21 protein-coding genes and 1 pseudogene are annotated in these 22337 nt (G+C 64.8%); 14 read left to right on the top strand and 8 right to left on the bottom strand.

Going from position 1 to position 22337, the window contains the following annotated elements:
• The first annotated feature begins 381 nt into the window (after positions 1–381).
• The 11 genes and pseudogenes from AB4Z51_RS40985 (at position 382) to fabZ (ending at position 11917) form a co-directional block, all read left to right on the top strand.
• Positions 382–1377, top strand: coding sequence for a 30S ribosomal protein S2 (locus AB4Z51_RS40985; protein ID WP_028151700.1), 996 nt, complete (start codon positions 382–384; stop codon positions 1375–1377).
• A gap of 134 nt (positions 1378–1511) precedes the next feature.
• A pseudogene (gene tsf / locus AB4Z51_RS40980) lies at positions 1512–2432 on the top strand (translation elongation factor Ts); the annotation flags it as partial.
• Positions 2433–2495: 63 nt separating this feature from the next.
• Positions 2496–3212, top strand: coding sequence for a UMP kinase (gene pyrH / locus AB4Z51_RS40975; protein WP_028151698.1), 717 nt, complete (start codon positions 2496–2498; stop codon positions 3210–3212).
• A 63-nt stretch (positions 3213–3275) separates the two neighbouring features.
• Positions 3276–3839, top strand: a complete 564-nt coding sequence (gene frr / locus AB4Z51_RS40970) for a ribosome recycling factor (RefSeq protein WP_014494937.1) — start codon at positions 3276–3278, stop codon at positions 3837–3839.
• 92 nt (positions 3840–3931) lie between these two features.
• Positions 3932–4690 carry an isoprenyl transferase gene (locus AB4Z51_RS40965; RefSeq protein ID WP_014494938.1) on the top strand — a complete coding sequence of 253 codons (759 nt, stop codon included), beginning with the start codon at positions 3932–3934 and terminating at the stop codon, positions 4688–4690.
• Positions 4687–5529, top strand: a complete 843-nt coding sequence (locus AB4Z51_RS40960) for a phosphatidate cytidylyltransferase (protein ID WP_135213815.1) — start codon at positions 4687–4689, stop codon at positions 5527–5529. The genes AB4Z51_RS40965 and AB4Z51_RS40960 overlap by 4 nt, the downstream gene beginning before the upstream one ends.
• 4 nt (positions 5530–5533) lie before the next feature.
• Positions 5534–6757, top strand: a complete 1224-nt coding sequence (dxr, locus tag AB4Z51_RS40955; protein WP_028151695.1) for a 1-deoxy-D-xylulose-5-phosphate reductoisomerase — start codon at positions 5534–5536, stop codon at positions 6755–6757.
• A 44-nt stretch (positions 6758–6801) separates the two neighbouring features.
• Complete coding sequence (locus tag AB4Z51_RS40950; protein WP_441499415.1) at positions 6802–7548, top strand: M50 family metallopeptidase; 747 nt, start codon at positions 6802–6804, stop codon at positions 7546–7548.
• Between the two features lie 174 nt (positions 7549–7722).
• Positions 7723–10263: an outer membrane protein assembly factor BamA gene (bamA, locus tag AB4Z51_RS40945; RefSeq protein WP_135213814.1), complete on the top strand. Its 2541-nt coding sequence runs from the start codon at positions 7723–7725 to the stop codon at positions 10261–10263.
• Between the two features lie 128 nt (positions 10264–10391).
• Positions 10392–11459, top strand: coding sequence for a UDP-3-O-(3-hydroxymyristoyl)glucosamine N-acyltransferase (lpxD, locus tag AB4Z51_RS40940; protein WP_085404573.1), 1068 nt, complete (start codon positions 10392–10394; stop codon positions 11457–11459).
• Complete coding sequence (gene fabZ, locus AB4Z51_RS40935; protein ID WP_441499414.1) at positions 11456–11917, top strand: 3-hydroxyacyl-ACP dehydratase FabZ; 462 nt, start codon at positions 11456–11458, stop codon at positions 11915–11917. The genes lpxD and fabZ overlap by 4 nt, the downstream gene beginning before the upstream one ends.
• Before the next feature lie 24 nt (positions 11918–11941).
• Here the strand turns inward: fabZ and AB4Z51_RS40930 are convergent, their stop codons facing one another.
• Positions 11942–12265, bottom strand: a complete 324-nt coding sequence (locus tag AB4Z51_RS40930; protein ID WP_135213812.1) for a KTSC domain-containing protein — start codon at positions 12263–12265, stop codon at positions 11942–11944.
• A gap of 277 nt (positions 12266–12542) precedes the next feature.
• Here AB4Z51_RS40930 and lpxA point away from each other — a divergent pair, with 277 nt between their 5' ends.
• Genes lpxA through lpxB form a run of 3 tightly spaced genes read left to right on the top strand, consistent with a single transcriptional unit; the run spans position 12543 to position 15389 of the window.
• Positions 12543–13337 (top strand): acyl-ACP--UDP-N-acetylglucosamine O-acyltransferase, encoded by a 795-nt coding sequence (gene lpxA, locus AB4Z51_RS40925; protein WP_135213811.1) that lies wholly within the window; start codon positions 12543–12545, stop codon positions 13335–13337.
• A 19-nt stretch (positions 13338–13356) separates the two neighbouring features.
• Positions 13357–14214: an LpxI family protein gene (locus AB4Z51_RS40920; protein ID WP_049807903.1), complete on the top strand. Its 858-nt coding sequence runs from the start codon at positions 13357–13359 to the stop codon at positions 14212–14214.
• Positions 14211–15389 carry a lipid-A-disaccharide synthase gene (gene lpxB / locus AB4Z51_RS40915; RefSeq protein ID WP_135213810.1) on the top strand — a complete coding sequence of 393 codons (1179 nt, stop codon included), beginning with the start codon at positions 14211–14213 and terminating at the stop codon, positions 15387–15389. The genes AB4Z51_RS40920 and lpxB overlap by 4 nt, the downstream gene beginning before the upstream one ends.
• 103 nt (positions 15390–15492) lie before the next feature.
• Here the strand turns inward: lpxB and AB4Z51_RS40910 are convergent, their stop codons facing one another.
• The 7 genes from AB4Z51_RS40910 to AB4Z51_RS40880 all read right to left on the bottom strand — a co-directional run.
• Positions 15493–16260, bottom strand: coding sequence for an SDR family NAD(P)-dependent oxidoreductase (locus AB4Z51_RS40910; RefSeq protein WP_439036694.1), 768 nt, complete (start codon positions 16258–16260; stop codon positions 15493–15495).
• The gene (locus tag AB4Z51_RS40905; RefSeq protein ID WP_135213808.1) at positions 16257–17366 is read right to left on the bottom strand and encodes an ABC transporter ATP-binding protein; all 1110 of its coding nucleotides are present in this window, start codon (positions 17364–17366) and stop codon (positions 16257–16259) included. Before AB4Z51_RS40905 ends, AB4Z51_RS40910 begins: the two co-directional genes overlap by 4 nt.
• A gap of 10 nt (positions 17367–17376) precedes the next feature.
• Positions 17377–18234: a carbohydrate ABC transporter permease gene (locus AB4Z51_RS40900; protein ID WP_167767915.1), complete on the bottom strand. Its 858-nt coding sequence runs from the start codon at positions 18232–18234 to the stop codon at positions 17377–17379.
• The gene (locus AB4Z51_RS40895) at positions 18227–19147 is read right to left on the bottom strand and encodes a carbohydrate ABC transporter permease (protein WP_167767914.1); all 921 of its coding nucleotides are present in this window, start codon (positions 19145–19147) and stop codon (positions 18227–18229) included. The genes AB4Z51_RS40900 and AB4Z51_RS40895 overlap by 8 nt, the downstream gene beginning before the upstream one ends.
• Positions 19144–20430, bottom strand: a complete 1287-nt coding sequence (locus AB4Z51_RS40890; RefSeq protein ID WP_135213806.1) for an ABC transporter substrate-binding protein — start codon at positions 20428–20430, stop codon at positions 19144–19146. Before AB4Z51_RS40890 ends, AB4Z51_RS40895 begins: the two co-directional genes overlap by 4 nt.
• A 58-nt stretch (positions 20431–20488) precedes the next feature.
• Entirely contained in the window at positions 20489–21667 is a 1179-nt protein-coding gene (locus AB4Z51_RS40885; protein ID WP_441499416.1) for an ROK family transcriptional regulator, read from the bottom strand.
• Between the two features lie 123 nt (positions 21668–21790).
• A partial coding sequence (locus AB4Z51_RS40880; protein ID WP_441499413.1) for a GFA family protein occupies positions 21791–22337 on the bottom strand: 547 nt, incomplete at its 5' end.

Genomic DNA, 22337 nt, shown 5'->3' with positions numbered 1-22337 from the left:
CCACCCGTGGCGCGGCCCGCGCCGCCACCGCCGGTCGCCCGGCCGGCACCACCGCCGCCGCCGCGGATGGCCGTCGCGCCGCCGCCGCGTCCAGCGRCACCTCCGGCGCGCCCAGCGGCGCCGGCGGCGAAAAAGTGCCCGCCGAACCAGCCCAAGTGCTAGGTCGTTACGGACTGGCCTGGTCTTTACGGAAGAGGGCCTTCGGGAGGCGAAAACAGCCCCCGAAAGGCCCTTATTTCCTTGCTTCTGGCCGAAATGGCGCTATATAGCGCCCCATCTCACACGGAAACATGGCTCACAAGGCCGTCCGGTGGCAACCGGGGCGAGAACGCTCCGTTTTGCTCACACGTTTCCGGAGGAACCAACCGGAGAATTGAAACTATGGCGCTACCCGATTTCACCATGCGTCAGCTCCTCGAAGCTGGCGTGCACTTTGGTCACCAGTCTCACCGCTGGAATCCGAAAATGGCACCGTTCATTTTCGGCGCCCGCAACAACATCCACATCGTCGACCTCGCGCAGACCGTGCCGTTGCTGCACACCGCCTTGCAGGCGGTCAGCGACACCGTCGCCAAGGGCGGCCGCATCCTGTTCGTCGGCACCAAGCGCCAGGCGCAGGACGGCGTCGCGGACGCTGCCAAGCGCTGCGCGCAGTATTTCGTCAATTCGCGCTGGCTCGGCGGCACGCTGACCAACTGGAAGACGATCTCGGCCTCGATCAAGCGCCTGCGTCATCTCGATGACGTGCTGTCCGGCGGCGACGCCAGCTCCTACACCAAGAAGGAGCGCCTGACGCTTCAGCGCGAGCGCGACAAGCTCGATCGCTCGCTCGGCGGCATCAAGGACATGGGCGGTCTGCCCGACCTGATCTTCGTGATCGACACCAACAAGGAAGACATCGCGATCCAGGAAGCCCAGCGGCTCAACATCCCGGTCGCCGCGATCGTCGACACCAATTCGGATCCCAAGGGCATCACCTATGTGGTCCCGGGCAATGACGATGCCGGCCGCGCGATCGCGCTGTATTGCGACCTGATCGCACGTGCGGCGATCGACGGCATCTCGCGCGCCCAGGGCGATTCGGGCATCGACATCGGTGCCTCGGCTCGTCCGGTCGCCGAAGAGCTGCCGGCCGCTTCCTCGAGCGGCTTCCAGGGCCTTGCCGGTCCGCGCGGCACCGCCGACGACCTCAAGAAGCTCCCGGGCGTGTCGGGCGCGATCGAGAAGAAGTTCAACGACCTCGGCATCTTCCACTTCTGGCAGCTCGCCGAGCTCGATCACGACACCGCGCACAAGATCGGCGAAGAAGTCGGTCTGCCGAGCCGTGCGGATGCCTGGGTGGCCAAGGCCAAGGCGCTGACCGCGGAAGCGGAATAGTCAAAAAGAGCGATGGGTTGGCCGGATATAAGTCCGGCCACCATTTCAGTTGACGCGAATTCCTGAGATGGACCGCGGCGGGGCTGTTTGATGCCACGCCGCGGCAAACCGGCAGGCAAGAAGGATTTTCAACGATGGCAACGATCACAGCTGCGATGGTCAAGGATCTGCGCGAGTCCACCGGCGCAGGCATGATGGACTGCAAGGCCGCGCTCACCGAAAACGACGGCAACATGGAAGCGGCGCAGGACTGGCTGCGCAAGAAGGGCCTGTCGAAGGCCGCCAAGAAGTCCGGCCGCGTCGCCGCGGAAGGCCTGATCGGCGCGCTCACCAAGGGCACCAAGGGCGTCGTGGTCGAGGTCAACTCCGAGACCGACTTCGTCGCGCGCAACGGTCAGTTCCAGGGCCTCGTCAAGATGGTCGCGCAGGTCGCATTCGACGTCGGCGCCGATGTCGAGAAGATCAAGGCCGCCAAGGTCGGTGACGTCACGATCGAAGCCGCGATCAACGACGCGATCGCCACCATCGGCGAGAACATGACGCTGCGTCGCGCAGCTTCGCTCGAAGTGACGCAGGGCGTCGTGTCGAGCTACGTCCACGGCGCCGTCGTCGAAGGCGCCGGCAAGATGGGCGTGATCGTCGCGCTCGAATCGCCCGGCAAGGCCGACGAGCTCGCGGCCCTCGGTCGCCAGATCGCGATGCATGTCGCGGCCACCAACCCGCTCGCGCTCGAGCCGTCCGGCCTCGATCCGGCGGTCGTGAAGCGTGAGAAGGACGTGCTCGCCGACAAATATCGCCAGCAGGGCAAGCCCGAGAACGTGATCGAGAAGATCGTCGAGTCCGGCCTCAAGACCTATTACAAGGAAGTCTGCCTGCTCGAGCAGGCCTTCATCCACGACACCGGCAAGTCGGTGGCGCAGGCGGTGAAGGAAGCCGAAGGCAAGGTCGGCGGCGCGGTGAAGATCGCGCGCTTTGTGCGCTATGCTCTCGGTGAGGGAATCGAGAAGCAGGAAAGCGACTTCGCGGCCGAGGTCGCAGCGGCCAGCGGCAAGAAGTAWGCGCCGGTACGTTCCTTCCGGCTTGCCGCCGGAAGCGGCGCCCGGGCGGGGAAAGTGCTCATGACTGATCCGGTCTATCGTCGCGTCGTGATCAAGCTGTCCGGCGAGTATCTCGCGGGGCAGCAGGGTTTTGGCATCGATCAGCCGACCCTCGACCGGGTTGCGGACGATCTGATCGCCGCCCGCCAGCTCGGCACCGAGGTTGCGGTGGTGATCGGCGGCGGCAACATCGTGCGCGGCGTCGAAGTGTCCTCGCAAGGTGTGTCGCGCACCACCGGCGACACCATGGGCATGCTCGCCACCATGATGAACTGCCTCGCGCTGGAGGCGACGATCGAGCGCAAGGGCACACCGGCACGTACGCTGTCGGCCTTCGTCATGCCCGAGATCTCCGAGCTGTTCACCCGCACCGCGGCGCACAAATACCTCGCCGAGGGCCGGATCGTGCTGCTCGGGGGCGGAACCGGCAATCCGTTCTTCACCACCGATACGACCGCGGTGCTGCGGGCCGCCGAGATCGGAGCCGAGGCTGTGCTGAAGGCAACCAATGTCGACGGCGTCTACTCGGCCGACCCCAAAAAGGATCCGACCGCCACGCGATTCGACCGGCTGACGCATTCGCAGGCGATCGAGGGCGGCTACAAGGTGATGGATGCGACCGCCTTCGCGCTTGCCCGCGAGACGTTGCTGCCTATCATCGTATTCTCGATCGCGGAGCCGGGTTCGATCGGCGCTGTGCTGCGTGGCGGCGGCCACGGAACCGTCGTCGCCGGCTGACGCCTCGTCGGTCGCGCCTGAGGGGCGCGGAGTGGGTCGCCGGGATTTTGAAGGAGAAACGTGATGGCCACGGGTAATTTCGACCTCAACGAAGTGAAGCGTCGCATGCAGGGCGCCGTCCAGGCCCTCAAGCACGAGCTTGGCGGCCTGCGCACGGGGCGCGCGTCGGCCTCGATGCTCGACCCGGTGCAGGTCGAGGCTTACGGCAGCCACATGCCGCTCAACCAGCTTGCCACCGTCAGCGTGCCGGAGCCGCGGCTGATCTCGGTGCAGGTCTGGGACAAGTCGATGGTCAAGCCGGTCGAGAAGGCGATAGTCGATTCCAATCTCGGCCTGTCGCCCGCGACCGAAGGCCAGGTGCTGCGCCTTCGCATCCCCGAGCTCAACGAGGAGCGTCGCAAGGAGCTCGTCAAGGTCGCGCACAAATACGCGGAAGCGGCCAAGGTCGCCGCGCGTCACGTCCGCCGCGACGGCCTCGACGTCCTCAAGAAGCTCGAGAAGAATCACGAGATGTCGGAAGACGATCAGAAGCGTCACGCCGACGAGGTGCAGAAGGCGACCGACGGCACCATCTCCGAGATCGACCAGTTGCTGGCTGCCAAGGAAAAAGAAATCCTCACCGTCTAAAGCGCGATCATCGCGCTTTAGGTTATTGTTCGCGCATGATCTTTCGGAAAACCGCTTCGCACTTGTCCGGATCATGCTTTAGGGCCGCCTTCATGTCCAACGCCGCCGCGCCAGCAACCGAAGGACCAGACCGGTCCGACGCGCCTGCGCATGTCGCCATCATCATGGATGGCAACGGGCGTTGGGCCGCCGCGCGCGGCCTGCCGCGGGCCGAAGGGCATCGCCGCGGTGTCGAGGCGCTGCGCCGGGTGGTGCGTGCCTCGCACGAGCTCGGCATCCGCTATCTCACCATCTTCTCCTTCTCTTCGGAGAACTGGTCGCGCCCGGCGAGCGAGATCGGCGATCTGTTTGGTCTCCTGCGTCGCTTCATCCGCAACGATCTCGCGAGCCTGCACCGCGACGGCGTCAAGGTCCGCATCATCGGCGAGCGCGACGGACTCGACAGCGACATTTGTGCACTCCTCAACGAGGCCGAGGAGCTGACGCGCGACAACACGCGCCTGACGCTGGTCGTCGCCTTCAATTACGGTTCGCGGCAGGAAATCGCGAAAGCCGCGCAGAAGCTCGCGCGAGAAGTCGCAGACGGCAAGCGCGCCCCTGAAACGATCGACGCCGAGACGATCGGGGCTCATCTCGATGCGCCCGACATCCCCGATCCCGATCTCATCATCCGCACCAGCGGCGAGCAGCGGCTGTCCAACTTCCTGATGTGGCAGGCCGCCTACAGCGAGCTGGTCTTCGTGCCGATCCACTGGCCCGATTTCGACAAGGCGGCGCTGGAAGGCGCGATCGCCGAATTCGCCAGACGCGAGCGCCGTTTCGGCGGTCTGGTCGCGAAAAACGCCTCGTGAGCGAACCCGACGCCGCATCAGCGGGCGAGAAGCCTGCCCCGAGCAATCTCGTGATGCGAGTCCTCGCAGCGCTGGTGCTGGCGCCGCTCGCTATTGCACTCGCTTATGCCGGCGGCTGGCTGTGGGCGCTTCTCGTCACCCTGGTGTCGATCGGGCTGTTCGCGGAATGGCTGATGGTGGTGGGCGCGGGGTCTGCTGCACTGACCGGGGCAGGGACGATCGTCATTGCCATGATGGGGGCCTGCGTCGCCTTCGGCGCGCTCAAGACCGCGATCATCACCGGCCTCATCGGCGGCGCAATCGTGACGCTGATCGCGCGGGCCAAGTTCATCTGGGCGGCCACCGGCTTCGCCTACGCATCGGCGGCGCTGCTGGCCTCGATCCTGGTGCGGCAGGATCTCGTCAACGGGTTCGCCGCGCTGATGTTCGTGCTGCTCGTGGTGTGGGCGACCGATATCGGCGGCTATTTCGCCGGACGCAGCATTGGCGGACCGAAACTATGGCCGCGCGTGAGCCCGAAGAAGACCTGGTCCGGGGCGCTCGGCGGCTTTGCGGCGAGCCTTTTGGTTGCGGCCGGCTTTGCGGCGTGCGGGATCGGAAAGGCGGTTCCACTGCTGCTCGTCAGCGCCATCCTGTCGGTGGTATCGCAGGCGGGCGATCTGTTCGAATCCGCGGTGAAGCGGCGCTTCGGCGTCAAGGATTCCAGTCACTTGATTCCCGGCCATGGCGGGCTACTGGACCGTCTGGACGGTTTTGTTGCCGCCATCCTGATGGCATGGATTATCGGCTTTCTCCGCCATGGTGTGCATAGCGCCGGAAGCGGTCTTATGGTTTGGTGAGGATATGAGCGCGGTCCCATTGCGTAACAACAAGGCTGCGGCGTCGACCGTCCGCAGTGTCACGGTTCTCGGCGCCACCGGCTCGATCGGCGACAGCACGATGGATCTGCTGCGCGCCTCTCCCGAGCGCTATCGCGTCGAAGCCTTGACGGCGAACGGCAATGTCGAAGCGCTGGCCAAGCTCGCCAAGGAGTTTTCCGCGCGCTACGTCGCGATCGCCGACACGTCCAAGTTCGCCGAGCTCAAGGCTGCGCTCGCGGGAACGAGCACGGAATGCGGCGCGGGCGAAAGCGCTGTGATCGAAGCCGGCGCGCGTCCGGCCGATTGGGTGATGGCCGCCGTAAGCGGCGCCGCCGGACTGAAGCCGGCCCTGGCCGCGGTCGATCGCGGCGCGCATGTCGCGCTCGCCAACAAGGAATGTCTCGTCTGCGCCGGCGACTTCTTCATGCAGCGCGCGGCGAAAGCGGGCGCCTGCATCCTGCCGGCCGATTCCGAGCACAATGCGCTGTTCCAGGCGCTCGGCTCAGGCAACCGCGACGAACTCGTCCGCGTCATCATCACCGCCTCGGGTGGGCCGTTCCGGACCTGGAAGCCCGCCGACATCGAGCAGGCGACCCTCGAGCAGGCCCTGAAGCATCCGAACTGGAGCATGGGCCAGAAGATCACGATCGATTCCGCCTCGATGATGAACAAGGGCCTCGAGGTGATCGAGGCGTCCTATCTGTTCGCGCTCTCGCCCGACGAGATCGACGTCCTCGTGCATCCGCAGTCGATCATCCACGGCATGGTCGAGTTCTCCGACCGTTCGGTGGTGGCCCAGCTCGGTTCTCCCGACATGCGCACGCCGATCGCGCACTGCCTCGGCTGGCCCGATCGCATCAAGGGGCCGGCGGCCAAGCTCGATCTGGCCAAGATCGGCCAGCTGACCTTCGAGGCGCCGGACTTCGAGCGCTTCCCTGGGCTTCGGCTGGCCTTCGATTCGCTCCGGACCGGGAAGGGGGCGACCACCGTCTACAACGCCGCCAACGAGGTTGCGGTCGCCGCGTTCATCGCCGGCAAGATCCGGTTCGGCGCGATCGCGCGGCTGGTCGAGGCGACGTTGGACGACTGGATTCGCGGCGGGAACCAGGCTCCCCTGACGTCCGCTGACGATGCAATCTCTGTTGACCATGTTGCGCGAAATAGAGCTGCCGCCCTATTGCCTCAAATTGCCTTAAAGGCATCCTAGATGGCACGGGGCCAGGGCCTTGCGGCGCTGGATGAGGGAATTCGATGATCGACTTTTTCGTCCATAGTTTCAATACGTTGAGCCATGGGCTCCTCGGCTACGCGGTTCCCTTCCTGTTCGTCCTGACGATCGTCGTGTTCTTCCATGAGCTCGGCCATTTCCTGGTCGCGCGCTGGGCAGGCGTTCGGGTGCTGACCTTCTCGCTCGGTTTCGGACCGGAGCTCGTCGGCTTCAACGACCGCCATGGCACCCGCTGGAAGATCTCGGCGATCCCGCTCGGCGGCTACGTCAAGTTTTTCGGCGACGAGAGCGAGGCTTCGACCCCGTCGGCCGAGACACTTGCGGCCATGACGGCCGAGGAGCGCGCCGGTAGCTTCCATCACAAGAAGGTCGGCCCGCGCGCCGCCATCGTCGCGGCCGGACCGATCGCCAATTTCATCCTGGGCGCGCTGATCTTCGCCGCCATGGCGCTCTATTACGGAAAGCCGAGCACGATCGCCCGCGTCGACGGCGTGGTCGCCGACGGCGCTGCGGCCACGGCCGGTTTCAAGATCGGCGACGTCGTCGTGCAGATCGACGGCAAGCCGATCGAGAGCTTTGCCGACATGCAGCGAATCGTTGCGATGAATGCCGGTTCGGCACTTGCCTTCCAGGTCAAGCGGGACGGCGCCATCGTCTCCCTGACGTCCGAGCGGACTCAGGAGATGGGGTTCCGAATCGGGCTCGGTTTGGTGCTGATGCTGATGGTGTTTGCCACCTATAACGACATCTTGCGGATGGCAGCTTCCTGATACGGGCTTTTTTGTGGCGTTGCTCATGAGCAACGTCTTGGAATGAAATTGAAATTACGGTGTCAGCGGCCGTTTGCGACATCGGGGAAATTGGCTACAAGCGGCTTCGAACTTGGGGAATCTCCCGGACCGGCGTTGGGGTTGGGTCTGGTACTGATAAGGGCGCGTTGCGCAATGAAGTTTGGACTGCGACTCCGGGGGGGCTTGCTCGCATCCCTGATCTTGTTCGGCGCGCCGGTGCTTGCCCCGGTTGGGGCTGGTTTTGTGTCTTCGTCTGCGCTTGCTCAGACCGTCCAGTCGATTTCCGTCGAAGGAAATCGCCGTGTCGAGGTGGAGACGATCCGCTCCTATTTCAAGCCGGGCCCGGGTGGCCGCCTGGATCAGGGCGCCATCGATGACGGCCTGAAGGCCCTGATCGAGACCGGCCTGTTCCAGGACGTGCGAATCAATCGCGGTTCCGGTGGCCAGATCATCGTCTCCGTGGTGGAAAACCCGGTGATCGGCCGCATCGCGTTCGAAGGTAATAAGAAGGTCAAGGACGAGCAGCTCACCGCTGAAGTCCAGTCCAAGGCGCGCGGCACCTTCTCCCGCGCCATGGTGCAGTCCGACACCCTGCGAATCGCCGAAATCTACCGCCGCTCGGGTCGCTATGACGTCCGCGTCACGCCCGAGATCATTGAGCAGCCGAACAACCGCGTCGACCTGATCTTCACGGTCGAGGAGGGCGCCAAGACCGGCGTCAAGTCGATCGAGTTCGTCGGCAATAACGCGTTCTCGTCCTACCGCCTGCGCGACGTCATCAAGACGCACGAATCGAACCTGCTGAGCTTCCTCGCCAGCAACGACCTCTACGATCCCGATCGCGTCGAGGCCGACCGTGACCTGATTCGCCGTTTCTATCTCAAGAACGGTTTCGCCGACGTCCAGGTGGTCGCCGCGCTCACCGAATACGATCCGGAGAAGAAGGGCTTCAACGTCACCTTCAAGATCGAGGAAGGCTCGCAGTACCGCGTCGGCACCGTCGACTTCCGCTCCTCCATTCCGAACTTCGATCCGACCACGATGCGCAACTATTCGCGCGTCAATGTGGGCGCGCTCTACAACGTCGAATCGGTCGAGAAATCGGTCGAGGAAATGCAGATCGAGGCGTCGCGGCGCGGCTATGCCTTCGCCGTGGTCCGTCCCGGCGGCGACCGTAATTTCGAGGCGCACACCGTCGCCGTCGTGTTCAACATCGACGAAGGCCCGCGCACCTATATCGAGCGCATCAACGTCCGCGGCAACACCCGCACGCGCGACTACGTGATCCGCCGCGAGTTCGACATCTCCGAGGGCGATGCCTACAACCGCGCGCTGGTCGACCGTGCCGAGCGCCGCCTGAAGAACCTCGACTACTTCAAGAGCGTGAAGATCACGACGGAGCCGGGCTCCTCCAGCGACCGCGTGGTCCTGATCGTCGATCTCGAAGAGAAATCGACCGGCGACTTCTCGGTCTCGGGCGGCTACTCCACCACGGACGGTGCGCTCGCGGAAGTCTCGATCTCCGAGCGTAACCTGCTTGGCCGCGGCCTGTTCGCCAAGGCGTCGGTGACCTACGGCCAGTATGCGCGCGGCTATTCGCTGTCGTTCGTCGAGCCGTATCTGCTCGACTACCGCGTCGCGCTCGGTCTCGACCTCTATCAGCGTCAGCAGCTCTCCAACAGCTACATCTCCTACGGTACGAAGACGCTGGGCTTCAGCCCGCGCCTCGGCTTCAGCCTGCGTGAAGATCTGTCGCTCCAGCTGCGCTACTCGATCTACCAGCAGGAAATCACGCTGCCGTCCTACCTGGCGAACTGTAACAACGTCCTCGGTTCGTCGGCCTTCAACCCGAGCCCGGCCTTTGCCGCATCGCAAACGCCGCCGATCGATCTGACCTCGACCGGCGGTCTCGGCTGCTACTCCGACGGCGAAGCCTCGCTGCCGGTCCGCAAGGAGCTTGCCGGCGGCAAGACCCTGACCTCGGCGCTCGGCTACACGCTGACCTACAACACGCTGGACAACAACAAGAACCCCACCGACGGTCTGCTCGTCGACTTCCGTCAGGATTTCGCCGGCGTGGGCGGCGACGTCACCTACCTGAAGTCCGTCGTCGACGCGAAGTACTACGCTCCGCTGGTGTCCGACATCGTCGGCCTCGTTCACCTTCAGGGCGGCATGCTGAACAAGATCGGCAACAACGATATCCGCATGCTGGATCAGTTCCAGATGGGCCCGAACTTGGTCCGCGGCTTTGCTCCGAACGGCATCGGTCCGCGCGATTTGAATCCCTTTGGCACGCAAGACGCGCTTGGCGGTACCAAGTATTGGGGCGCTTCGTTCGAATTGCAGATGCCGTTCTGGTTCCTGCCGAAGGAAGTGGGTCTGAAGGGCGCGGTCTACGCCGACGCCGGCGGCCTCTTCGACTATCAGGGCCCGACGACGTGGTCGCTGACCAACGAAATGACCACGACCAGGAACTCGAACTGTACGCCGTCGACCGTCAACCCGCCCTCGGCGGGAACCTGTACCGGCCTGGTGTATGACAACGGCAATGTCGTCCGTTCGTCGGTTGGTATTGGCCTGATCTGGCAGTCGCCGTTCGGTCCGCTGCGGTTCGACTACGCCGTGCCGCTCACCAAGGGCCAGTTCGATCGCGTGCAGCAGTTCAGGTTCGGCGGCGGCACCTCGTTCTAATTCGATCAGCAGGGCATGAGCCGGCCCCTTGTTGGGGCCGGTTTCCAAAAAGATCGTGCTCAATCCGTGAGATAAGGCATGATGCGGCCTGACCGCTTCATGCCGAAGCCGGACCGCGATGGGGTGGAATGGCGCAGCCGACCTTCTTCAAAAAGCCGCCGGCCTCGGCGCTGGCTGACATTGCAGCGCTGACCAAGGCGCAGCTCGTCGACCCTGCCAGGGGCGGTCACGTCATTACCGGTCTTGCTTCGCTCGACGAAGCCGGCCCGATGCATCTGGCGTTCTTCGACAACCTCAAATATGCCGACGAGCTCAAGGCGACCAAGGCTGGGGCCTGCCTGGTGAGTCCGCGCTTCGAGGCCCAGGTGCCCGCGCATGTGGCCGTGCTGCGGGTGGCGCAGCCGTTCCGCGCCTTTGTCGGGCTCGCCCGGGAATGGCACGGCGATGCGCTGCGCCCGCAGTCCTGGGTCGGTAATGACGGCATCGCCCCGTCGGCCATCATCGATCCCTCGGCCCGGCTGGAGGACGACGTCATCGTCGATCCCCTGACCGTCATCGGCCCTGACGTCGAGATCGGCAGCGGCACCGTGATCGGGGCCGGCGTGGTCATCGGTCCCGGCGTCAAGATCGGCCGGGACTGCAATGTCGGCGCCCGCACGGCCATCCAGTGCGCGCTGATCGGCAACAACGTGCTGATCCATCCCGGCTGCTCGATCGGCCAGGACGGCTATGGCTTCATCTTCTTCGGCCCYGAGGGCCATCTCAAGGTGCCCCAGACCGGCCGCGTGCTGATCCAGAACAATGTGGAAGTCGGCGCCGGCACCACCATCGATCGCGGCTCCCTGCGCGACACCGTGATCGGGGAGGGCACCAAAATCGACAACCAGGTCCAGATCGGCCACAATGTGACCATCGGTCGGAACTGCCTGCTGGCGGCCCAGATCGGGCTCGCAGGCAGCCTGACGATTGGCGACAACGTGGCGCTGGGAGCAAAGGTTGGCATCAACAATCACCTCAAGATCGGCGATGGGGCCCAGGTCACCGCGATGAGCGGCGTCAAGGACGACATCCCGCCGAACGGGCGCTGGGGCGGCTTTTTCGCCAAGCCGACCAAGCAGTGGTTCAAGGAAATTATCGCGGTGGAGCGCCTGGTACGCGACAGCAGGGCCGATCCGAAGAACGAGGGACGGGAATGACGGAGGAATCACCGATCAAATTCGAGCTGGTGGATATCAACGCGATCCTCCGGACTCTGCCGCACCGTTTCCCGATGCTGCTGATCGACCGTGTGATCAATATCCGCGCCGATTACAGCGGCATCGGCATCAAGAACGTCACCTTCAACGAGCCGGCCTTCCAGGGGCATTTCCCGGAGCGCCCGGTCTATCCCGGCGTGATGATGATCGAAGCGATGGCGCAGACCGCGGGCGTGATCGGCATCACCTCGGTCGAGGGCACCGAGAAGCCGCGCGCGGTGTATTTCCTCACCATCGACAAGTGCAAGTTCCGCAAGCCGGTGCTGCCCGGCGACACCATCGAATATCACATGCGTTCGATCGGCCGCCGCAAGGCGATGTGGTGGTTTCACGGCGGCGCCAAGGTCAACGGCCAGATCGTTGCCGAAGCCGACGTCGGCGCCATGCTGACGGACTGAGCGGCTCAAGCCAGCGGAAATGGATTATGCGCGGCAGCCGTAACGGCTGCCGGCCGTCTCGCGCCTGATATTCCGGTTGAAGAACTGGCCCATCGACGGCGCGCCGAGCAGGCTGTCGACCGTCTCGGCCGCGACCCCGCAATAGCGGTCATATTGGCCGTCGATCGCGACGATGAGGTCCCGCCGCGCGCGGTCGTAGCAGACCCGCTGAAGCACCGTGCTGCGGGTGATGTCGCGGCACTCGAACGTCCCGAGGTCGACGAAGCGGCGTTCGCCGGTCTCGACCGTCTCGGAGACGATCGGGGCGGCCGCGAGCTGTGCGAGCAGAAATGCCAGGGCCCTGACCACGATGACTTCAAGCTCCACATGAAGGCGTTGACGAGCTAGAGCATGATCCGGAAAAGCGTGCAGCGGTTTTCCGAAAGGATCATGCTCGAACAATAGCCTGAAGCGCGATGACGATTCATCCCAATCTCATCGTGCCTTAGGACGGCCGGCTCATCCGGCGCCTGAAACAGGCCGAGATGATACGTCACTGGACAGATCGGGCATAGTCGCGCTAACCACCAGAAAACCGAGCGACTTCAACACATAATCAGACCTTCTTGATGAGTCAGATTGCTTGATGAGTAAGATTGATCCCACCGCACGGGTCGCGGACGGCGCCGTGATCGGCGAGGGTACCGAGATCGGACCCTTCTGCATCATCGGTCCGAATGCCGTGATCGGCGCGAACTGCAAGCTGATCGGACAAGTCACGGTCATCGGCCACACCTCGATCGGCGACGGCTGCGTGATCTCGCCCTTCGCGGTGCTGGGCGGGGCGCCCCAGGATCTCAGCTACAAGGGCGAGCCGACCAGGCTGGAGGTCGGTTCCGGCTGCACCATCCGCGAAGGCGCGACGATGAATGTCGGCACCATCAAGGGCGGCGGGCTGACGCGCGTCGGCAACGGCGGCTACTTCATGAACAACAGCCATGTCGGCCATGACTGCATGGTTGGCAACAACGTGATCTTCGCGACCTCGGCGACGCTCGGCGGCCACTGCGAGATCGGCGATTTCGTCTATATCGGCGGCTTGTCGGCGGTGCATCAGCTCACGCGCATCGGCCCGCAGGTGATGGTCGGCGGCCTCTCGGGCGTGCGCGACGACATCATTCCGTTCGGCCTCGCCAACGGCCAGTATGCGGCGCTGGAAGGCCTCAATCTCATCGGGATGAAGCGGCGGCAGTTCACCAAGCAGCGGCGCGCGACCGTGCAATCGCTCTACCAAAAGCTCTTCCACGGCCCCGGCACGTTCGCCGAGCGGCTCGCGGCGGCCCAGCCGCTCGCCAGCGAAGACCCCGCGATTGCCGAGATCCTCGACTTCATCGGCAAGCGCAAGCATCGCCCGATCTGTCTTCCCGCCATCGAGAAGTGATTTCGGGATGGCCGCGGGCATGACATCGGCGGCTTCGGAGATTTCGTCGCCGGTCGGCGTCGTCGCCGGCGGCGGCGCCATGCCGTTCGCGGTCGCCGACTCGCTTGCCGCGCGCGGCATCACGCCGGTGCTGTTCCCGCTGCGTGGCGCCTGCGATCCGACGCGGGTGGAGCAATTCCGCCATCGCTGGATCTCGGTCGGCCAGCTCGGCCGCGCCATGCGGCTGTTCCGCGAGGAGGGCTGCCGCGATCTGATCTTCATCGGCACGTTGGTGCGGCCCGCGCTGTCCGAAATAAGATTCGACGTCACGACACTGCGCCTGCTCGGCAACGTCATCCGCGCCTTCCGGGGCGGCGACGATCATCTGTTGTCCGGCGTCGGGCGCATCCTCGAGCAGGGCGGCTTTCGCATGGTCGGCATCAAGGATGTCGCGCCGGATCTGCTGATGCCCGAGGGCTGCATCAGCCGCGCCTGGCCGAATGACAACAGCAAGGCCGACATCGAGCGCGGCCGCGCGGTGCTGACCGCGCTCGGCCCGTTCGACATCGGCCAGGCCGCGGTCGTGATCGACGGCCATGTGGTGGCGATCGAGGATATCGAGGGCACCGACGCGCTGCTCGCGCGCGTGGCACGCCTGCGCGAGGAAGGCCGCATCCGCGCTGCGACAGGACGCGGGGTGCTGGTGAAGGTACCGAAGAGCGGGCAGGATTTGCGCTTCGACCTGCCGACGATCGGCCCGCGTACCCTCGAGGGCGTCGCCCGCGCTGGACTGGCCGGCATCGCCGTCGTCGCCGGGAACACCATCGCCGCCGAGCCGCAGGCGATGATCTCGCTCGCCGACGCCAAATATCTCTTCGTCATCGGCCTGACAGCATGATGCAGAGCCGCGATCCCAAGCGGAAGATCTTCCTGATCGCGACGGAGGAATCCGGCGACCGGCTCGGCAGCGCCTTGATGAAAGTGTTGCGCCAGCGGCTCGGCGACGGCGTGCAGTTCGTGGGCGTCGGCGGCCGGACCATGGCGCGTGAGGGGCTCGAGACGCTGTTTCCGATCGAGGAGCTGTCGATCGTCGGCTTCGCCGGGGTCGTCCAGCAGTTGCCGAAGATTTTGCGGCTGATCCGCCAGACCGCGGATGCCGTGACTGCGGCCGCACCCGACGCGCTCGTCATCATCGACAGTCCCGATTTCACCCATCGCGTCGCCCGCCGCGTGCGCGCGAAGACGCCGGAGATCCCGATTGTCGACTACGTGGCGCCGCAGCTCTGGGCCTGGCGACCCGGGCGGGCGCGCACCATGCGCCGCTATGTCGATCACGTGCTCGGCCTGCTGCCGTTCGAGCCGGAGGAATACCGCAAGCTGGGCGGACCGCCCTGCAGCTATGTCGGCCATCCCCTGATCGAGCAATTGGGAGCGCTGCGGCCGAACGCGGAGGAGCAGAAGCGCCGCGATGCCGAACCGCCGGTTCTGCTGGTGCTGCCCGGCAGCCGCCGCAGCGAGATCAGGCACCATCTCGACGTGTTTGGCGCGACACTCGGACGGCTCCAGGCCGAAGGCCGTGCCTTCGAACTGGTGCTGCCCACCATGCCGCATCTCGAAGCCACCGTGCGCGAGGGGATCGCGAGCTGGCCGGTCAAGCCACGGATCGTGGTTGGCGAGAACGAGAAGCGCGCCGCATTCCGAACCGCGCGTACAGCATTGGCCAAATCCGGCACGGTCACGCTCGAGCTCGCGCTGTCCGGCATTCCGATGGTGACGGCCTATCGTGTCGGCGCGATCGAAGCCTTCATCCTGCGCCGCGCGATCCGCGTCTCCTCGGTGATCCTCGCCAATCTCGTGATCGGCGAGGATGTCATTCCGGAGTTCTTGCAAGAGGATTGCGTACCGGAGAAGCTGGCGCCGGCACTGTCGGAGCTGGTCACGGACACGCCGCTGCGCAAACGGCAGGTCGAAGCGTTTGCCCGGCTCGACACCATCATGTCTACCGGCAACAAGTCGCCGAGCGTGCTCGCCGCCGACATCGTGCTCGCGACGATGCGCAAGGGCAGGCGCTAACAACAGACGGCTTCGCAGGGTGGGCAAAGCGAAGCGTGCCCACCATTTCTTTCTTAGTTGCGGAGAGGCGGTGGGCACGCTGCGCTTTGCCCACCCTACAGTCCTAAGCGAGGCCGCCGTCGACCCGAAAACACTGGCTGGTGATACGCTGGCTCTCGTCCGATGCGAGAAACAGTGCCATGCTGGCGATGTCCTCGGGCGTTACCGCATCAGGCACCGCCTGGCGGGTGCGCAGCTCGGAGATCTTCTGCTCGTCCGGAAACCAGAGCCGGCGCTGGCGCTCGGTGATCACCATGCCGGGCGCGATCGCGTTGACGCGAATGCGGTCGGGGCCGACTGACCTGGCCAGCGAGTTGGTGAAGCCGACGATCGCCGCCTTCGTCGCGGCATAGACCGGCAGCGCCGGCGCACCGCGGATCCACGCCACCGACGACATGTTGATGATCGAGCCGCCGCCGCGCGCCTGCATCTGCGGCACCACCGCCTGGGCCGCAAAGAAGACGTGCTTGAGATTGACGCCGATCGTCCAGTCGAATTCGGCCGGCGTCACCTCGGCCAGCACCTGACGCTGGTCGTTGGCGGCATTGTTGACGAGGACTGCTGCATCGCCGAGCGATCCGTGCACCCGCGCCATGGCCGCGCGCAAGGCGTCGATGTCGAGGAGGTCGCAGGGCACAAACAGGGGCGTTGAGCCGGATGTGGCCGCGACGTCCCGCACCAGCGCTTCGCCGGCACTCGCATCGATGTCGAGGAAGGCGACGCGGGCGCCCTGGGTCGCGAAGGCGCGCACGAAGGCGGCACCGATGCCGCTGGCGCCACCGGTGATCAACACCACGCGGCCGGCAAGGCTGGGAAAGATGGTCCGGGTCATGCGATCAGCCGCTCCGTCTCGGGGTCAAACAGGCAAATGCGCCGCGTGTCGAGCGCGAAGGTGGCGGTCGCGCCGGGCGCGGGACGGATATCCGGCGTGATGCGCGCCAGCGCAGTCTCGCCGCCGAGACGCAGCAGCACGATTGTCTCGGCGCCGGTCGGCTCGATCATCTCGACCGGCGCGTCGACGAGGACGGGCGCCTCGCCGGAAAAGACGCGGCTGGCCTCGGCGATGCATTCCGGCCTGATCCCGACGACCACCTCGCGGCCGAGATAAGATGCTGCCGCGTCGTGTCCATGCAGGCGCAGACGAACCTCGTCCGGTCGCCCCGCGCCGATCACGGCCACAGGTCCGCCGCTATCGGCCTCGAGCCGCCCCGGCATGGTGTTCATCGGCGGCGAACCCATGAAGCGGGCGACGAACAGATTGGCCGGATAACGGTAGACGGTGTCCGGATCGGCAAACTGCTGCACCACGCCCCGATGCATCACGGCGATGCGCGTTGCCATCGTCATCGCCTCGATCTGATCGTGGGTGACATAGATGATGGTGGCGCCGATGCGCTGGTGCAGCCGCTTGATCTCCATCCGCATCTCGACGCGCAGCTTCGCATCGAGATTGGAGAGCGGTTCGTCGAACAGGAAGAGCAGGGGATCGCGCACCAGCGCCCGTCCCATCGCCACGCGCTGGCGCTGGCCGCCGGACAGCTGCGACGGCTTGCGGCCGAGCAGGGGCTCGATCTGAAGGAGGCGAGCCACATTCGCCAGCGCCTTCTCCTGCTCGGCCTTCGGAACGTGGCGGCATTCCATGCCGAAGGTGATGTTCTGGCGCACCGTCATCGACGGATAGAGCGCGTAGGACTGGAACACCATGGCGATGTCGCGATCCTTGGGCGGGACGTCGTTGACGACGCGTCCGCCGATCTCGATCGTTCCGTCGCTCGGACGATCGAGCCCGGCGACGATGTTGAGCAGGGTGGACTTGCCACAGCCGGATGGCCCGACCAGCACGGTGAACTCGCCGCTCTCGATGTCGAGGTTGATGCCCTTCAGAACCTCCAGATTGGCGTAGCGCTTGGACAGGGTGCGAATACTCAGTGCTGCCATGACGACCCCATCATTTCACTGCGCCGGCGGTCAGGCCGCGCACGAAGTACCGTCCGCCGAGGAGATAGATCAGCAAAGTGGGYAGCGCTGCGATGATCACCGCCGCGCTCTGCACGCCATGCTGCGGAATGTCCGCAATTGCGGCAGAGAGCGCGATGAGCGCGGCCGTGACGGGCTGCTGCTGGCCGGTGGTGAATGTCACACCATAGAGGAACTCGTTCCAGATATGCGTGAACTGCCAGATCACGGTGACGATCAGAATAGGAGCTGAGAGCGGCAGGATGATGCGCCAGAAAATACGAAAGAACCCGGCGCCATCGATGCGTGCGGCCCTGATCAATTCATGGGGGATGGCGACATAGTAGTTTCGGCAGAACAGCGTGGTGAAGGAGAGCCCCTGGATCGTGTGAATCAGCACGAGGCCCGTCAGCGTGTTGATGAGACCGGTGTCCCGCAGCACGATAGTCCAGGGAAGCAGGCGCATCTGCTGGGGAAGGAAGAGGCCGAGGGTCACGATGCCGTAGATCCAGTTATCGCCACGAAAGCGCCAGAGCGACACGGCGTAACCGGCGACAGCACCGAGCAGGGTCGAGAAAATCGTCGCCGGGATGGTGACGAGCGCGGAGTTCAGCATGTACGGCCGGATGCCGGCGCAGGTCTCGGCGACGCAGAAACCGCTCCAGGCCTTGGCGTAGTTGCTCCAGGCCAGATGTTGGGGCCAGCCGATCATCGAACCCTGCGCGATCTCCTCGTTGGTGCGGAGAGAGTTCAGGACAACAACAACGAGTGGCGCGAGATAGGCTGCAGCGAACAATGTCACGACGAGATAGATCAGAATTCGGCTCGGTGCGAAGCTGCGGTCACGCATGGGTGGCCTGCCTTCGCTGGACATAACGCCACGCCGCATAGGGCAGCAGCACCGCGAGCAGGATGAGCAGCATGAGCACCGCCGCCGCGGCGCCCCGGCCGAGCTGGCTGCGCTGGAACATGAGGTCGTAGACGACAAGGGCCGGCAGCTGGGTCGCGATTCCCGGCCCGCCATTGGTGAGCGCACGGACGAGGTCGAAGGCTGAAATCGCGAACTGCAACTGGACGACGACGACGGTGATGGTGATCGGAAAGAGCGTCGGCAGAATGACCCGCCAATAGGTTCGGACCGGTCCGGCGCCGTCGATCTGGGCGGCCTTGATGATGTCGGAATCGACGGAGCGAAGGCCGGCGAGGAAGAGCGCCATGGCGAAGCCCGAGGATTGCCAGATCGCGGCAATCACGATCGTCCAGATCGCCATGTCGCGGTCGATCAGCCAGTCGAACCGGAAGGAGGTCCAGCCGAGGTCATGGACGAGCTTCTGGATCCCGATGCCGGGATTGAGTAGCCAGCTCCAGACCGTGCCGGTGACGACGAACGACACCGCAAGCGGATACAGGAAGATGGATCGCAGCACATTCTCGCCGCGAATGCGCTGATCGAGCAGGATCGCAAGCATAAGGCCGGTGATCAAGCTCAGCAGCACGAAAGCACTGCCAAACAGCAGCAGATTGTCGAAGGCAATCTGCCAGTTCCGCGATGCCAGGACCGCGTTGTAGTTGCGCAGACCCACCCAGCCCGTAACCGGAACAAGCGTGGAGGGCGTGAACGAAATCCAGATCGTCCACAGCGAAAACGAAATGAGATGCGCAGCCGACAACAGCAGTGGCACCCAGATCATCAGATATTCGGGCAGCCGGCGCACGACGTCAGACGTCGCCGGCCGCGTTGCTGTGGAGACGGTGTCGGTCAACGCGAACCCTCGACGGCCTCGGCGAGGCGGGTGACCGCCTGCTCCGGCGTGATCGTCTTGTTCTTCACATACTCGGTGAGCACGTCGATCATCGCGGCCGTGAGGCCGTTTTCCTGCGCCATGTTGTGCGCAAGACTCAGGACGGCCTGGTTGTTGGCGACAGCGTCCTTGAGCGCGGCTGCGGTTCGCCGTTGACCGTCCGACCAGCCATCACCGGAGAGGTCGACATCGGTGCGCACCGGGATCGATCCCGTGATCTGCGAGTACATGGTCTGGATCGCCGGATCCATGACGAGCTGGGCCATCAACGTCTGACCGGCCTGGAGGTCCGGCTCCTTGCGCTGCCAGAAGATGAAGGCGTCGGCATTCAACAGGAAGACCGGCTTGCCATTGTCGCTCGGGCCCGGCGTGATCATGAAGTCGTCGAACTTGAAACCGGCGTTACGCAACACGCCCTGCGCCCAGCCGCCCATGATCATCATGCCCATGTCACCGTCGACGAAGCGCTTCAAATTGGTGGCGTAGGGTTGGGCGCCGACGTTGGGGTCCATCCAGTTGGCGATCTTGCGGACCTGGACGAAGGCAGCTTTGATCTCGGGGCCCTCCAGGGCCTTCTTGTCGAGATTCATGATGGCCGCACGGTATGCCGTGGGACTGATGCCGGCCAAAGAGGCCTCGAATTTCTGCCCGTCATCGGGGCGAGTGCCGCCGTTGGCGATGGGGTAGGTGATTCCGCCCGCCTTCATCTTGTCGGCGAGATCGTTGAAGTCGGCCCAGGTGACCGGGACTTTGTCGGCCTTGGCCTTGTCCATCGCGCGCTTGGAGAGAAACAGCATGTTGGTGCTGTAGATCTGCAACGGCAGCGCAATCCACTTGCCGCCCGGCTTGTGCAATTTTGCGAGGTCCGGAGCGACGACCTTTTCGTAGCCGGCGGCCGCGACGAGGGCGTCGAGATCGACAGTCGGGGCGATCTTCGACCAGGCCGCAATCTCGGGGCCCTTCAGCTGCGAACAGGCCGGCGGATCGCCGGCGATGATCTGAGCGCGCAGCTTGTTCATCATCTCGGTGGTGAAGCCGGGGACGGGCGAGTGCTGCCAGACGCCGCCTTTCTCCTCGAATTTCTTGCCGAGTGCGGTGATCGCCGCCCCGTCGCTGCCTGCGGACCATTGCGAGATCGCGGTCAGGCGCGGCTTGGCCGCGCCTTGCGCGCGGGCGAATGCCGGTAATGCGAGTGCGGCCGCAGATCCAGCGAGCAGACGGCGCCTTGTTGTCGTGATCGGCATGGCAGTTCCTCCCGGTGTGAACTTTCTTGGCGCGTTGAGCCACGCGGCTCAGGGCATGTCAGGCGGCCTCCGTGGAAGCCGCGGGCATCCCGCCGCGGCTGGCGAGACAAAAGGCGGCGAAGGCGAGAGCTGCTTGCGGATCGTTGCCGTTCGAGGGCGGCACGAAGGCGAGCGACACCTGCGCCAGTTTCCGCCCGCCGAGAAGGCAGGCGTCGATCCCATCGACCACCGCTTTGCGATCTTCCTCAGAGAGAGCCGACGGCCAACCGCTGACGACGACGCCGCGGCATGGCTTGACGTTGAGCGTGTTGCCGATGGCGAGGCCAAGCCTGAACAGCCGCTGTCGCAATTCCTGCCGCACACGCGAGGTGAGCGGGATCGCGGCCACCCATTCACTGCCGAGCTGGAGCAATTCCGCTTCGGTGGTGCRCAGAAGCTTGGCCAGCGCCGGCAGCGACGTATAGGCTTCGACGCATCCGTGGTGGCCGCAGCGGCAACGCGGTCCATCGTTGCCGAACACCATGTGGCCAAGCTCGACCGGCTGGAGCGCATCCTCCTCGATCGGATCGTCCATCCACGTCCCCGCGACGCCCTGGCCGACGAAGACGAACAGGTGCGCATCGCTGAACGGGTAGTTTTCCGTGCGGCAGCGATGAAAAATGGCGTGCGCGACCACCGAATTGGTGAAGACGACCGGGACGTCCGCAAACAGCTCGCCGAACATGCCGCCGATGCGTTCGACATCGCAGGGAATGATCGGATTGCCGAACTCGCTCAAGCGGCCGAGGCCGGGAATGGTGATGCCGATCTGCGCAAGCGTGATGCGGCGGCGGCGCGTCCAGTCGCGCAATAACGTAGTCGCCTCGCGAAACACGCGGCCGACGCTCTCGACCGTCAGCTTGGCCGGCAGCGGGAGGCGCTCGGTGTAATGCAGCTCGCCCGACAGGCCGCCAACGCCCACGCTGAGCCACTGGCCAGTCAGCTCGAGGGCCGCGAGCGCCACGGAGCCATCGAGCGAGACGAGGCCCGTCGGACCGCCGACATAAGGGGCAGGGCGCCGCACTTCCTCGATCAGGCCTTCGGCTTTCAGGTCAAACAGGATGCGCGACAGGCTYGCCTCGGACAGGCGCACGGCCTTGGCCAGCGGCGGCCGGAACGAGCCGCCGGACTGGAGCAAGTGAGTCAAAATGGCAGCGCGCGTCTGCCGCCGACTTCTCGGCTGCTCCGGCATTTCCATCCCTGTCGTCATTCTTACTTAGTGTAAGAATTTGCGCGCGGAGCGTTTCGACTGTCAAGCGATTGCGGACGCGATCAGTCGACTTGTTGTTGTGCGTGGCAGCAAGATGAGGCGAAGAACCGGTCAGGCTTTCGGTGCGGTGCCTTCGGCCCACTCCGGTAATTCGGCCTTCGGGTCGTACCAGTTGGCGGAATCCGATCGCCAGATGTGCATCTCGGGCCGTTCTGTGATCGGTGTATCGAGGCAGCCCATCCGCAGCAGGACCGTGCTCTTGCCCTCGCGCGAGGCGACGATGTGCGATCCGCATTGCGAGCAGAAATAGCGGGTTTTGCCGGGCGAGGATTCGAAGCCGCGCAGCAAGTCTTCGCCGCTGGTCCAGCGGAAGCGGTCGCGCGGGACGTTGGTGACGGTGGAGAAGGCCGATCCGTGCGTCTTCCGGCAGGTCTGGCAATGGCAGTGCATGATGGTGCCCGGGGTCGCATCGACCTCGTAGGCAACGCCTCCGCAGAGGCAGCTTCCGGTCAGCATCGGGTTCTCCATATCGTAGGGTGGGCAAAGCAGCGTGCCCACCATTTTTGTCTCGCTCGCGGAGAGGTGGTGGGCACGCTGCGCTTTGCCCACCCTACAAATGTCGCCCGCAAACAAAAACGGCGCCATCGCAGGATGGCGC

It is taken from the genome of Bradyrhizobium sp. 2TAF36, assembly GCF_052114925.1.
In the GTDB taxonomy this organism is placed as follows: Bacteria; Pseudomonadota; Alphaproteobacteria; order Rhizobiales; family Xanthobacteraceae; genus Bradyrhizobium; species Bradyrhizobium barranii.
The sequence above is the reverse complement of the archived record's forward strand: the minus strand, read 5'-3'. Positions and strand labels throughout refer to the sequence as shown.

Bases quoted from the DNA above. Each gene is read 5' to 3' on its own strand.
- lpxB (WP_135213810.1), top strand. From the start codon at position 14,211: ATGATGCAGAGCCGCGATCCCAAGCGGAAGATCTTCCTGATCGCGACG.
- AB4Z51_RS40985 (WP_028151700.1), top strand. From the start codon at position 382: ATGGCGCTACCCGATTTCACCATGCGTCAGCTCCTCGAAGCTGGCGTG.
- lpxA (WP_135213811.1), top strand. From the start codon at position 12,543: ATGAGTAAGATTGATCCCACCGCACGGGTCGCGGACGGCGCCGTGATC.
- AB4Z51_RS40950 (WP_441499415.1), top strand. From the start codon at position 6,802: ATGATCGACTTTTTCGTCCATAGTTTCAATACGTTGAGCCATGGGCTC.
- bamA (WP_135213814.1), top strand. From the start codon at position 7,723: ATGAAGTTTGGACTGCGACTCCGGGGGGGCTTGCTCGCATCCCTGATC.
- AB4Z51_RS40890 (WP_135213806.1), bottom strand. From the start codon at position 20,430: ATGCCGATCACGACAACAAGGCGCCGTCTGCTCGCTGGATCTGCGGCC.
- AB4Z51_RS40905 (WP_135213808.1), bottom strand. From the start codon at position 17,366: ATGGCAGCACTGAGTATTCGCACCCTGTCCAAGCGCTACGCCAATCTG.
- AB4Z51_RS40965 (WP_014494938.1), top strand. From the start codon at position 3,932: ATGTCCAACGCCGCCGCGCCAGCAACCGAAGGACCAGACCGGTCCGAC.
- fabZ (WP_441499414.1), top strand. From the start codon at position 11,456: ATGACGGAGGAATCACCGATCAAATTCGAGCTGGTGGATATCAACGCG.
- AB4Z51_RS40920 (WP_049807903.1), top strand. From the start codon at position 13,357: ATGACATCGGCGGCTTCGGAGATTTCGTCGCCGGTCGGCGTCGTCGCC.
- frr (WP_014494937.1), top strand. From the start codon at position 3,276: ATGGCCACGGGTAATTTCGACCTCAACGAAGTGAAGCGTCGCATGCAG.
- pyrH (WP_028151698.1), top strand. From the start codon at position 2,496: ATGACTGATCCGGTCTATCGTCGCGTCGTGATCAAGCTGTCCGGCGAG.
- dxr (WP_028151695.1), top strand. From the start codon at position 5,534: ATGAGCGCGGTCCCATTGCGTAACAACAAGGCTGCGGCGTCGACCGTC.
- AB4Z51_RS40910 (WP_439036694.1), bottom strand. From the start codon at position 16,260: ATGACCCGGACCATCTTTCCCAGCCTTGCCGGCCGCGTGGTGTTGATC.